We start from the raw sequence: 14,806 nt of genomic DNA on the forward strand, positions 1-14,806 counted from the left end.
ATTTGGGTTACCTGTATAGCGTAAAGTGCCCGACAAATTCCTTATCATAATTTGAGGCATTGGTCTTTACAACAAACCAATAATCACCTGTAGGCAATTCTTCGCCATTATACCTGCCATCCCAAACTTCTCCAACACGATATGTAGCTACCTTACGGCCATAACGATCAAAAATATCGAAGGTGAGATTAGGATAATTATCCACGCACCCAGGTGCCCATGTATCATATTCTCCATCACCATTTGGTGTAAACCAATTTGGTATACAAGGTCCAACAAACTCTAATTCTATCTGTGCTTCAGCAACACAACCAGCACTATCAGTAACGGTTACGACATACAATCCGGTTTCGGTAATAGTAAATATACTTGAGGTGCCATAATTTTCACCATTCATAGTAAATTCGTATATACCAGTACCTCCAGAGGCATTAGCTATAATTTCATTGAGTTCTCCTTCAGTAAGTGTTAAGGTTATTGGTACATAACCTTCAATATCAAATAACTCCGTTCGTTGAACACAACCATTGGTATGTCTAACATCTATGTAATGGTCTGTACCTACAGGTACATTTTCAAATACATTACTCAGTTGATAGTCTCCACCATCTAACGAATAATCAAACTGTGATAAATCGGTGTTAGATTCATCAATAGTTACTGTTACAATATTACTTTGTGTATTATTTTCGCAGATATATTCAATGTCTACTTCAGGGTTTATAATTACAGGTTCTGGGAATGTGATATTCCATTCAGATTCACAACCCTCAGCATCCCTAACATAGACTATGTGGTCACCACCTTCTAGGTTAGTGAAGTCAAATACAGTTTGATTAGCACTACCAGTAATATATGGACCATCATAATTATCTAAACTTACGCTATATGGTAAATTACCTCCAGAAATATCAATACTGAATTCACCATTGCCATCATTCTCACATAGTTCTGGAAACAATGAATCAGGTACTATCGTTAATATAACGGGTTCTGGATCTTGAATTGTAAAATCGAAAGTTAAATAACAGCCTAATTCATCCTGCACGATTAAACTATAATCGCCTGCTGCAAGGTTTTCAAAAGTATTAGTTTGGAAGAATTGATTTAATTGAGGTGAAATGGCATATTGTATGATTCCTGTACCACCAGTTGCATTAATTACAACTGAACCATTATCTCCTCCTGCACAAGTAATATTATTAACTGCAATGGTTGCATCTAGTTGTGTTGAAGGTTCCGTAATAGTAATTGGAGCAGATGTTGTATCACAATCGCCACTTTCTACCATAACAATATATGTACCTGCCACAAGCTCGGTAAAATACCCTGGGCTATTTTGTGTGGCAGGAATTGTAACTCCCGAACCATCTTCAAGCGTATAACTATAACCTCCCAATCCACCTTGTGCAGTGGCTATGATTGATCCTGTATTATCACCAGCACAATTAATAGTTGGATTGGAAGATTCTAGATTAATCACTAACTCAGGCAGAGGATCAACTGTAATGTCGTTTGATACATTAGAAATACAACCATTAGCATCTCTAACGTAATACGCATATGTTCCTTCAGTAACCGAAAATGTTATCGAAGATGCAAAGTTTCCTAAAATATTTGTGAATGTACTTGAGTCACTATAAGCATATGGGCCAGTGCCTCCAGAAGCACTTAAAGTCAACGTAGATTCGGTTAAACAAGTTTGTGTTGTAGTTCTTACTAAATTAACATCGAGTGGATTTGGATTAGCAATGACGATATCTAATGATGTCATTTCGCAATCAAATCCATCTGTTATAGTAACAGTGTATGTTCCGGCACCTAAATCATTAAATACATTTGATAGTTGAGGGCCAGATGAGCTTGCTACAGGACTAATAGTATTTAATGTATATACATAGTTAGAACCTTGCCCTCCCGAAACCATATCAATGGTAATACTGGCATCTTGATCTCCAAAGCATGATAACATTGTAGTGCTCGGAGTAAAGGTTGCAGTAATTGGATTTGGCTCATTTAGTATTATCATTTCCGAAGTAATACAACCTTCTGCATCTCTTACATTTACAGTATAAGTACCAGCAGATAAATCCGTAAAAGTATTATTTGTAGAATATGGTACTGTTGCATCACCAGTTAATTCGAATTCATAATCTCCCCATCCACCATCAGCAACAGCAGTAATTGTTCCTTGACTATTATCACAAGTAACATTTGATGTTTCGGATAACGTAAGCGTCAATGCTTCCTGAGGTGAGGTAATAATAACATTTGAGGTATTAGAACAGAACGGAACTTCAGTTTCGGTAATTACAACTGAGAATGTACCTGCTGTCATTCCTGTAACTGTTAATGGATTTGTAGATGTATTGGCATTAACCACTCCAGTTACTGATGCTCCTAAACTATCAAAGACCTCATAGGTATATGCACCTGTATAATTTGTTATATTAATATCGAACGTACCTGTGTTATCCCCAAAACATGTTACAGAGGATGATGTTAAAGTAAATAATGGAAGTGTTGCTTCCGGTACAGATATGGTTACATCTGTTGTGCAGGATGTTACGGTATCGATAATTGTAATAGTGTAAACTCCTGAAGGTACTCCTGAGAATACATTTCCGCTTAAACTTATTGAAGCGGGATTTGGAGCAATATTATAGTTATAAGAACCAGAACCACCAGTACCTGTTATCGTAATTTCTCCGTCATCATTATTACACGAAGGCATTGCTGTTGCCTCAGCTATAACATCTATAGGTTCGTCTATGTCTATTGAGACTAAATTTCCACAGCCATTGGCATCTTGTATTTCAATGGTATGCGTACCTGCAAATAAATTTGAAATCGTAAATGATGCTGTTTGTGTTTGAAAAGCTCCACCATCAATACTAAAACTATATGGTGCGGTACTTGGTATATCTAATGTAATATCAATTTCATAGTTACCGTCAGTAATTTCACAAAGGTTATTAACTGTTGCAGAAATTACAGGTGAATCATCCATATCAATTATAGTAACCGGACTACTAACTATACATCCAAAAGCATCTAAAACATGAATATAGTAACTGCCAGCATCTACGTTAAATACACTTGCTAAATCCCATCCAGCATCAGTTACTAATGGTGCTGCAGGTGTTGTTGTAATTTGATATTCATACGGTGCTGTACCATTTTGACCAATAGCACTTATTACACCTGAGTTTGGATTACAATTTGCATTTTGATCTACTGACACAGTTAAATCCAATTGAACAGCAGATTCTATAATCTCAAAGATTTCTGAAGCAGAGTTACATCCATTAAAAGATCCTGTGCCGTTTTCTGTAAAAACAATATAATATTGCCCAGGTTGAAGTGTACCCGGATTTGGTGTTGTCACTGTTTCTGGAACTCCGAAGGTCACAGGTAAATTTGTTGGTCCATCTACAAGTTGATTTTCAAATGCAGAATAAATAGCATAATCTACAGATGTTGTAGTGCTATCAAAGTTATCAATGGTGAAAGTAACACTCCCATCATCAGCACCTAAACAAGAGACATTATTTGGCTCTACTGTAGAGGTTAATGTAGATGCTGGATCTATAGCGGTGTCTGCAGATTTTACATAATAACAATCTGTTACCATGTCATGTACTACAAAGGTGTACACTACACCAGGAATAAGGTTGGTAAATGTTCTCACATTTCCTCCAGGTGTATCTGGAGGAAAATATGTTGAGGTGTATGGTATAGTGTTGAATTCTAAAATTCCAAATTCATAACTACCACTACCAACGGCAGATATTGCTGTGACCTCTGCTGTACCACCTACAGTACAGTCTGGAACAGCAATATTGACATTGATATCCAAATCTGATGGAGGAGAGGCTATAGTAATTTGTTGTGATAGACTACATCCATTAGCATCAACAACATTAATTGTGTAAATACCAAAATTTATAATATTAAATGTATAGTCTTCATTTGAAGTTGCATTATAAGGGTTGCCTGTAATAACATCATTGAAGTTGTTAGAAATAAAATACGTAAATGGTGCTGTACCTCCCGAAACATTTTCAACAGTAATTGAACCTAATGAAGACCCTCCAGGATTATTACACGTTATATCTACTTTACTTAAATCGAATGTAATTGGATCGGGTTGCGCTATTGTAATGGTTTCTGTTGTAGAACACGAATTAGCATCTGTTATCGTTATAGTATAAGTTCCGGCTGGTAAACCAGAAGTTTGTGTGCCATAATCAGTGCTTGTAGTATCGTTATTTACATTTATTGTAAATGGAGGAGTACCAACTGTATCATCAATAGTTATATCTATTGCCCCATTTGCATCACCATTACACAGAATAGGCTCACTTTCTATCACGGCACTAAATGAAGGAGGTGTAATAGGATTAACAGTTATAACAGATGATTCTGCTATACAACCATTTGCATCAGTAATTTGAAATTGATACGTGCCAGCGGTTGAGGTGTTATATACAAACGTTGCTGGAATAGTACCTAATGATGAATAAGCACTACCATTGATGGATACCGCATAAGTATATGGAGAAGTACCTGTAATACTACCTGTAAATTCAGCATCTGGTGTTGCTGTACAATCAAGCCCTTCTGTTAGTACTACATTTACCGTTGGTGCTGGGATTGGATCTATTGTATAAGATTCGCTATAAATACAATCATTTTCGTCTCTTACCTGAAACGTATACGTATCTGGAGCAAGACCAGAAAATACATTGGATGCTTGGTATGGTGTTGCAGCTGAAGCTGGAGCAATAATCTGATATTCTATAGATCCTGTACCACCGACAACATTTGTAACAGTTATATCACTCGTTATTGCTGGGCAAGTAACAGGTGTATTTGCAAATTCTAAATCTGTAGGAGGGTTTAATACATCTATAGTTATTTCATTGGTTACAGCTGTACAATCATTGTCATCTCTAATTATAATTGTATATGTACCCTGTGTTAAATCTGTAAAAGTATTGTTTGTCTGAAATGTAGTACCATCGATACTATATTCATAAGGTGGATTACCACCAATTACATTTGTTACTGTAATAGTTCCATTGGTGTTACAGTTGTAAGGGGCAGATAATTCCGCAGTCCCAGAAATGGCAGTATTCTCTGTGATAGTAACTGTTTGAGGATCAGTTGTACAAACTGATGTTCCCAATGTATATTGTAAAACAACGTTATAATCTCCAGCTACAAGTCCTGTAAATACATTTGAATTGGTGTATGTTGATCCACCATCAATACTATACTCAATAGTGTTTCCGTTAGGATTAATAACGTTAATTGTAATTGTACCTGTATCACCAGTACCACCACATAAAATATCTGTCGAAGTAATATTAAAATCAGGCTCAGGTACATCATCTACTGTAATCGTTGTGCTAGCACTACAGTTATTAGAATCTACTACGGTGATATCAAAAGTACCAGATGCCGTAACTATAATTTCTGGAACAGTTTGAAAATCTGTAGAGCCATTTATAAAATAGAAATAGGGTGGAGTACCACCTTGAGGATAAATTGTAATTTCACCATCTGTACAGTTTAAAGGTGTAGTTAAAGCCGCACTAACAGTTAGTAATGGTGGTTCAATTATTGTAATATCTTCAGAATGTAGACACCCATTTTCAGTTTCAACAGTAGCAGTGTATGTTCCCGGATTTAAATTTTCAAATAGATAAGTATTATCTACAATTGGGCCAACAGTATTTACCAAAGTTCCACCTTCGCTAAGTGTAAATGTATATTGCGGATCTACATCATTTGCTGCCAATTGAATACTTCCTTTGTCACCATAGCATAACGGTTGTAAAACAGTTGATGTTACTGTAAAATCTCTATCTCTAATTAAAACATCAGGAACTGAAAAAATACATGGGTTAGTTGGTACCCCAATTTGTCTTACATATACAGAATACGTTCCAGGAGTTGTAACTGAAAATACATTACTATTTTGATAGTTTGTACCATCGATACTATATTCATAACCTGAAGGTACATCATTTACTGTAATACTACCGTTAGTAGTACATATGATATCTGTAGACACTACAGTAGGCACTAATAAGTTTTGATAGACATTAAAATAAAACTGATTAAAGCATCCGCCAGGGTAATTGATTGTTAATCTAAATTGTCCTGAAGTATTAGCTAGAAAATCAGAACCTGTTACAACTTCGTTCCAAACACAAGTATCATCTTCATTTGCACAGTCTGGATCAGTAACCGCTGCACAACTTGTTTCGTCTAATTGTTCCCAAATGATAGATGTACTATTTGCAATATTTGTTTCTATCAATCTTGAATCATTAGCACCACATAAAAATATATTAGGCAACAGTTTTCCATCGTTAGGGCAAGTAACAACCTCATCAGCGTAAGGTATTACAGGATTCTCTACATCACCGCCAAAAAGCTCTACTTCATATTGCTGCTCAATAGACTGGCATGGAGCAATAGCATTATTAAATGAATAGTATGTCCCTGTAGCATCAACAGTTATGGTTTGTGTGTTTCCTATTACTGGTGTTCCAGTTGGGCTTGTTGACCAAGTGTAAGAGTCATAACCATCTGCAGCTGTTAATTCTACCGTGTCCCCACAAAGTATAATTTCCTCAATGAATTCACAGTCAAGGTCAGCTAAAAAGTTAGTGGCCTGAGGGGTAAACAAACAACCTGTATTACTATTTAAACTTGGATCATCTGTAATTTGAAACGTGGGATTGAAAAATCCATTATAGGTTGCATAAGCCTGATTATTTATAATATTAGAACATGCATCAGCCAGTTCACTACAAGTATCTACAACTTGAACCTCAATTCTTATTTCGTAAACAGGATCATTCTCTTCAACAAGGGAATTATCGATGTTGAAGATTAGCTCGCGAGTTACAGGGTCGTAGCTAGCTACAGTAACTCCGGGAGGTAAAATTAAGTCCGAAGGATAATCGAAAATTATATTTATTGGTAGAATATCTCTTATTTGAAAATTTGTAGCATTGTCATTACCAGTGTTTTGAAAGCCAATTACATAGTTTAGTGCAGCTCCCAAGTCTACTGTTTGCCCTCCGATATCATTGCCTAAATCATCTTCTACAATTTTGGTAAGCACAATATTTGGTTCAATGATCTCTACCGCAAAGGCAAAGAAGTAAGGGAAATATGTGTCTCCACTAGTCTCTAACCTAATAATACCAGATGTTGCATCATTGGCAATTACTGAGTTACCAGGATTAGGTATATTAATGGTTCCTGTATCAAAACCAAGAGTATTAGTACTATTAGGTACTCTATTGGTTACTGGTGTTGCATCTAATCGTGTAACGGAGCTATTGAAAAAATTAGCAACAGGTCGATCAGTGGTAGATAAGCTTACACCATTTAATCGTAATCTATCCCCTAAAATAGGACTATCACCTTCAAGTGTTGCAAAGGCAAAATTTGCTCTTACAGGTGCAGGAGCAGGAACTGTTCTAAAGCCACTAACCGGAATATCCAAATTTGGGTTATTACCTGGGACGCTAATGGCACTGAAGCCGTCAAAACTTGTTATGGACTTACCAGGAAGTGTAGGGTCTTCATATACAATAAAAAGCGACCATCCTGCTGATTGCCCAGTACCATTATAGGGATTAAAAGTTGCTGTTTCACCTAAGCCTGAAGATATATTGGCAACTGTATAGGTTCCTAAATCTGCACCAGGACCAAAGCTTGTTACAATATTGGTTACATCAGCAAAGCACGCATACGAAAAACTATCACCACCATCTACCGTTGTGCCGTTGGCATCATAAACTATGGTTCCGGTAATATCATTATATCCTCCCGAAGGACCCCTTAGTTTAACAGTAGTAATAGGTTCGTCACCCGGATTTACGGCTCCCCAATATAAGCCTGCATAAATAATTCGGTAACAGTTTGGGTTAGGAATTTCTAAATCAGCACTTGAAGAACTGAAAGTACTTGGATCTCCATCGATATCAATATATTGCATATTGACATTGTGATTATAAACAGATCCGTCATTAAAGGCATTATTATCTGGCCCAAGAATATTATTACCTATTAATACAATATCTCCTTTTAAATCTTGGTTGAATCTTGGAGTAAATGGCACATAATTTTGCGCAGACGATACTAGACCAATACATATCATCAATGCGATAGTTAGAACTCTTGAAAAAGTAGGTTTTTTCATGATACATTGTTTTACTTCCTCACTATATCTTGGGGCAATGACATAATAAAGAACGACTTAACTTATTTAATTTTCTATTTTCACGAGGGTCATATTTACGTTATACGGTCTGTCTCCTTTGGTTTCCATAATTTTATTTGCAGCATTAATACTGTCAAATTTATTATAGTATATGTAGTACTTACTAGTGTTAACATCGTAGAAAAAGTCTACGTCTACACGTCCAGAGGCTACTACTTTGGTCACAAAATCATTTCGTTTCTTAATATCACTATGTACAGCAATGATTAAATAGTATCCACTCTCTACATTCTTTACATTCTTTAAGATCTTAATATTATCATTTTGCTTCTCACCGAAATCAAAATCCTCAGATTTGTATGGTGTTTCAATTGGTTTGGTTGTACGTTTTATATTCTGCAACATTGCTCTATCTTGAGCATATCTGTCAGCTTCATTATTGTAGGCAGCACGCTTAATACGTCTTCTTTTTTCAAATTCTGTAGCAACTCTAATTGCTTCAAGTTTAACTTCCAAATCTTCTTTGACTTTAATACTCTTTACCTGTTCTTCAGTAAGGCGCTCAATTTTTTTCTTGTAGAAAAGGTTAACCTCATCTAATTCTGTGGTCTTAAACTTAGTTCTCTGTTCATATAGTGATTTAAGCTCATCTATTTTTTGGCTTCTTTCCTCAATAATATTATCTAAGTCAGCTTTTATTGCATTTAATTTGTTGTTTTCTGCCGTTACACTCTTAAATGGTCTAGGTTGAACAGCAATGCCTTGTTCACTAAGATCGTTTTCTTCTTTTAAATCTTTAAGGTCTTTATTTTTAATTTCAACGATATCATCAAACTCTTTAAGCAATTCTTTTTGTTTTGTTTCTGTACTATCAGCTTCCTTAGTAATTTCTAGCATCGTTTTTCCTAGTTCGTCTTTAGGACTTGTAATTAATTCTGCTTTAGCTTTAGCTTCATCCTTGGCTTTTTGTTCTGCAAGTAGTCTTGCGTTTTCGGCGGCCTCTTCTTTAGCTTGTTGTTCTGCAAGTTCTCTAGCTTTTGCTTCAGCTTCTTCCTTGGCTTGTTGTTCTGCTAATTGTCTTGCACGTTTTGCAGCTTCTTCCTTAGCTTTTTGATTGGCCAATAACTGTGCTCTAGCTGCGGCTTCTTCTTTAGCTAACTTTTCTGCTAAGGCCTTGGCATTTGCTTCAGCTTCTTCTTTAGCCTTTTGTTCAGCCAATTGCTTTGCTTGCGCTTCAGCCTCTTCCTTAGCTTTTTTCTCTGCTAATAATTTTGCTCGAGTTGCTGCTCTTTCTTTTGCTTTAGTTTCAGCTTCTTCTTTAGCTTTTTGCTCAGCTAATTGCTTTGCTTGTGCTTCAGCTTCTTTTTTAGCTCTCTCTTCCGCCAGTTGTTTAGCTTTAGCTTCAGCTTCTTGTTGCGCTTTTTCTTGTGCTTCAGCAAGTGCATTGGTTTCGGCTTCTTTTTGAGCCTTAAGTTCAGCTTCTTTATCTAGTTCTGCTTGTGCTCTTCGTTCAGCAGCACGTGCTCTTATACCAGCAAGCTCTTCTTCAGAAGCTTCAACAATAGGTTTTTTTCTTTTTTTAGTGAATAATCCGCTTACTTTTTCGTCACCACTATAATCATAGTTCTTTTTGGTAATAAATCGGTATGCCAGCGTAATTTCATGTGATGGTCCGAATTCAACCAATTCACCTATGGCTTTTTCTACATTATATTCTAAAGCAATATTTTTTGTAACGTTTAATCCTATTCCTCCTGAAACACCATATCGATTGTTATAGCCGACTTGAAACCAAATTCCTCTAGGTACATTTAGTGAAGCTAATCCAGAGATTATAGTCTCATCTTCTCTAAACTCTGACATAAGTAATCCTGAAAATTTTGTTTTCTCAAAAAAGCCTTGACCACTAAAAAAGCCCGTATGCATTACATGTGCCTGGATGCCTTGTTTTGGATCATCCTGAATCATTTCAGAAGTTTCAAAATTATATAATACAAGATTGTTTATAGATATACCAAAATCCAGAAGTCTTGTACCATAATTTATTCCTGGATTAACAGTAAGTAAAAAGTTTTCAGGTACATTTTGTAATGAAGGATCATCAAAATTTGCAACCACATTAGAGGTGTTAACTCCACTTTTATAAGCACCAACATTGAGACCAAAAGTAAGATTGTTGTCTTGTCTAAGTTTTACGTTATAAGCAAAATTTAGCAAACCACCGAATGTTGTTAAAACACCATAGTTTTGTTGAAATGCCGCCACACCAGCACCTATATTTTCTGCAAAGCGCCCAGAATAACTACCAACAAACGTTTCTGGTGCATTATCGAATTGTACCCATTCACGTTTGTTGTTAAAACTGATATATTTTTGTTGCTCCCTAACAAAAGTAAATGTTGGGTTTATGGCAAAACGGTTAAAAACTAAAGAATTTCGTATTGGCAAATCAAAAGCAACCACACCATCATCTTCCTGTGAACAGACAAACTGCACAGAGAAGCATAAAAATATGATGATTAGAGGTAGTGCTTTCATGTTATTTTACAATGGTTATTGATCCTTTTTTAGTTTTGCCATCAGCAGTTGTAATGATGTAATAAAACAATTGATTGATATTGGTGAGGTTTAAATTATTCTCTGGCCAATTATTTTGATAGTCTATAGTTTGAAAAACGACTTTTCCTTGTTCGTTTAGAATTACAATTTCTGTATTTGTACCTGTGGTATATTTTAGAGGTATAACCCATGTATCGTTAGTGAAATCACCATTTGGGCTAATAACATTTGGAATTTTATTAACATCAGGAAATGGATCCACACCTTGTTCAATAGTAAACTGATAAGATCTCGAACCCGTACAACCCGTTGTTTCTGTGATTACCACTTCATAATCACCAAATTCAGTAGCATCTATAGTGTTTTCAGTCTCATCAACCATTAATTGGTTGTTAAAGTACCAATTAAACTCAGGGTTGATTGCAGTTGTTGTTACTGTAACTGTTAATGTCTCACCCTCAAGCATGTTATTGGTTTCATCGACATTTATTTCGCTTTCAAAAAGTTCGCTTACCAGTTCAATTGAGCCAGAAGCTGAGCAATCACCTAGATCTACTATAACTGAAAATGTACCAGACTCATCAGTTTGATACATTTGGTTTGTAGCGTTTGGTATTTCATTACCATCTTTATACCATTGGTAACTATTACCACCTATAGTATTAAGTGTGGTTAAACCTTGCTCTGGGCAATAAGGATTGCCTAAGCTTGATGCTATTGTAGCATCAGCTTCTCCAGAGGCACTAGCTTCACTTATCGTTACACGATTAGAAAATGAGTTTGATGTACAACTACCATAGTTTGTTTCAACAAAATATGTACCTTCTTCACTAACAGATAGGGTAGTGCCTTCTGCGACAAATACTGATGTTGTAGGACCAGTTTCTTTAAACCAATTAAATGTAAGTGAAGGGTAGTTAAGTGGAGAATCATTATTCCCAGTACCAGGATTGTCTATTGTAAGTAGGTAACTCCCACCAATGCAATAAGCTCCTGTAGAAACCAGATTGTTTATTGTAAATGGCGAGTCTTGTAATTTATAATAAGCTGCAAATGCTGATGAAGGTGAACTCGTCGCAGCAGGAGAGCTACTTTTAATACGGATTTTATAATTTTCTCCAGCTGTAGTCTCAGGAATTGAGAAACTCAGTGTAGCAGGAGAAGTTGTTATCCAACCTGGCGATGATGTATATACTACAGTTGGGCTTGAAAAATCTCCGTCAGCATCAGATAGTTCTATAGAAAATTGATTAGAAGCATTTAAAGCAGACTCTGGTGAAAATATAAATGTAGCCTCGTAAGAATTAAAAGAATCACTTGCACATGCCTGACTAAAACCTAGGTTAGGAGCACCAATCACTAATTGTGCATTTGCTTTGTTTTGCAGAGCAAAGGTCATGAGGCAAATTCCAACAAAAAAATTGTTTAATTTAGTAGTTTTAAGCATTTTTCGTGAATTGTAATTCTTTAATCTATAAGCTATTGGGTGTTTTTATTTTAATAATCAATTAAAATATATTTCAATTTAAAATTGCAACGAGTCTTAGTCATCATCGTCATCGTCAATAAAATCATTAGATGCAATAATTCTATTTACTTGTAATCTAAAATCTGGATTTCTACTGCTTTTTGCATCAATGAATGTCTCGGCATCTGAGCCTCTAGAATATAGATTATCAAATGCTCTGCTTCCGTACCAACTTTCTAAGTCATCATTATTGGTATGACCGCTTCTGTAAATATTTCCTTTACAGTTGTTAAAATATGTTCTTGTGAATTGAACTTTCTCTAAATTCTCATTATTTAAGGCAATTTTGTTATCCAAAATCACAGCGGGATAAAAACCAGAAATAACACTTTTATTTATTGAAAATGAGGTGTCTGCTCCTATATATATAGCTTCTTGTACCAAGCCAACAGCTATGTCTGACTTTAAATCTTCTGAAATATTTACTAAGGTTAAATTCTCTGCATTTACAAATGTTTGTTTTTTAGATGTATCAGCTTCTTCCTTTATGTCATAAGATTTTAAGACTATACAACGCGAACCATCAGCACTAGACACATATGGTGATCTAATAGCTAAAGAGTTAATTAACTGACATTGTGCGCCATAATTAAACTCATAATCATTTCTACTAGATCTATACGACACTAATCTTTCTAAAATAGGTGTTCCACCTAATATATTAAACGAATTACCAGCGCAATAGCTAACCATTACATTTTCTACTATGGTTTTATTACCCACACCAGCTAATGTGAGTCCATTATAATAACCATAGCCTTTTGCTCTTTTACCTGCAAATTCTATTCTTAAATACCTTAAGGCACCAGAATCATTTTCTATATTCTCACCACCGTAGGCAATATTTTCAGTAGAAGATGATTTTAACCCGTAATTTAATGCAGATAATTTTCCAAAGATATTCAATGGTGCATCACCTAAAATGAATAGTCCTCCCCAATCACCTTGTTTTTTACTTCCTCTACTTGATGTGAATATAATAGGATCGGTCTGTGTTCCTTTAGCTATAATTCTTGATCCTTTAGTAATAGTAAGTGAACCTTTGGTTTTAAAGTCACCCATAATAACGGTACCAGGCTCTATGGTTAATGTTGCATTGTTTGTAACAAAAACGTCGCCTAAGAGTAGGTAGACATCTCTTTTAAGTAATCTGGTATCTTTAGATATGTTACCACTTAAAATTTGAGTAGGCTCACCATATTTAGCAGTACTTGGTTTAAATTCTGTCCAGGTATTTAACCAATTGTCGTAACCAATTATTCCTTTTTCTTGTTGAGCAAAGCAGTTGCTTAGCACCAACAAGGTAATAAGAGCGGTTTGAATAAGATTTTTCATAGTAAGTAAATTCAATTATTTTAGGTTAAAAAATCGTTAGGTCTATGAGTATCAAACATAGGAATTCAACCTATGAAACACAAAAAATATCGATAAAATACATTATTTATTATGATAATATTTATTTTTCCTACAAAATTAATATTATTTTGCCCAAATTTTGCAGGTGTAATAATTCGCTGTAAATCAAACACTTAACTTTATTGAGTAACTTTAAGTGTTACTGAACACATTCAGTAACTCAATTTTAATACTCAAAAGCCTGTGCTAATCTTCTTTAAAATCGTTGTAAGTATGTAGTGATTTTAATGTAGCTTCATAAAATAATATGGCAGCGATAAGATCGTTGGTATCAGAATACGGTAATATTTTTGTTTGAAATTCAACAGTACTATCAAAGTAATCGCCTGAAGCCTCTTTGTTTTCTGCCAAAGCCTTTTTATTTTCCTTGGTTTCAGGAATTCCTAAGTTTTCCATAGTAACACCAGGTTTAGTTGCAAAAGCAATGTTTGGTAGAATATTAACTATTACTTCTATACGTTCTATGTATAGATCTAATAATTGGCCTTTAGTCATATCATTTAATTGATCACGGCTATGATATTTAGAAATGTTAACTTTGCCAGTAATGATACTTTCTGAATGGTCTTTTTTCTTTTTTACAACTTTTTTATCCTGAGCATGACCCATACTCATCATTAAGAAAAAAATTGCGCCAAATAAAGTAAGTTTAGTTTTCATGTTTTTAGTTTTAGATTTGGTCTAATGGTGACAAATCTATATAATTTTATATGAAAAACCACAATAATTTGCCATTTTTCTTCAAAAAATTTTAACACTTTAAATGCAAAAAACTTGGATAAACTGCGTATTTACTGGATTAAATGCATATTTAATCGATGAAATACATATTGTGATTTTTTCATTTTTTGATGAAAATTTTAACATAAATTAGACTAAAATTCACCTCGAAATGGAACCAAATATTGCTTGAGAGGATCATTTTTTCGTTTTAATTTTCTCAAAAAAACTGCGATTATGTACGATACAAATTTCAAAATTGCTTCATAATCTAGTGCAGATTATTAGGTTATTCGTCGAAGAAATTGGTAAGTTTTTTCGTTTAATCGTAA

5 protein-coding genes are annotated in these 14,806 nt (G+C 34.9%); all 5 read right to left on the reverse strand.

Annotated features, from left to right (window positions below):
- Window positions 1-7: 7 nt before the first annotated feature.
- The gene (locus tag Q0912_RS07545) at window positions 8-8,230 is read right to left on the reverse strand and encodes a T9SS type B sorting domain-containing protein (protein ID WP_299113651.1); all 8,223 of its coding nucleotides are present in this window, start codon (window positions 8,228-8,230) and stop codon (window positions 8-10) included.
- A 66-nt stretch (window positions 8,231-8,296) separates the two neighbouring features.
- Entirely contained in the window at window positions 8,297-10,789 is a 2,493-nt protein-coding gene (locus Q0912_RS07550) for a PorP/SprF family type IX secretion system membrane protein (protein WP_299113653.1), read from the reverse strand.
- Window position 10,790: 1 nt separating this feature from the next.
- Window positions 10,791-12,257 (reverse strand): gliding motility-associated C-terminal domain-containing protein, encoded by a 1,467-nt coding sequence (locus Q0912_RS07555; protein WP_299113655.1) that lies wholly within the window; start codon window positions 12,255-12,257, stop codon window positions 10,791-10,793.
- Window positions 12,258-12,353: 96 nt separating this feature from the next.
- The gene (locus tag Q0912_RS07560; RefSeq protein ID WP_299113658.1) at window positions 12,354-13,673 is read right to left on the reverse strand and encodes a hypothetical protein; all 1,320 of its coding nucleotides are present in this window, start codon (window positions 13,671-13,673) and stop codon (window positions 12,354-12,356) included.
- A gap of 267 nt (window positions 13,674-13,940) precedes the next feature.
- Entirely contained in the window at window positions 13,941-14,414 is a 474-nt protein-coding gene (locus tag Q0912_RS07565; protein ID WP_299113660.1) for a hypothetical protein, read from the reverse strand.
- Window positions 14,415-14,806 lie beyond the last annotated feature (392 nt).

Origin of the sequence: uncultured Winogradskyella sp., from assembly GCF_947498345.1 — a bacterium.
GTDB lineage: Bacteria > Bacteroidota > Bacteroidia > Flavobacteriales > Flavobacteriaceae > Winogradskyella.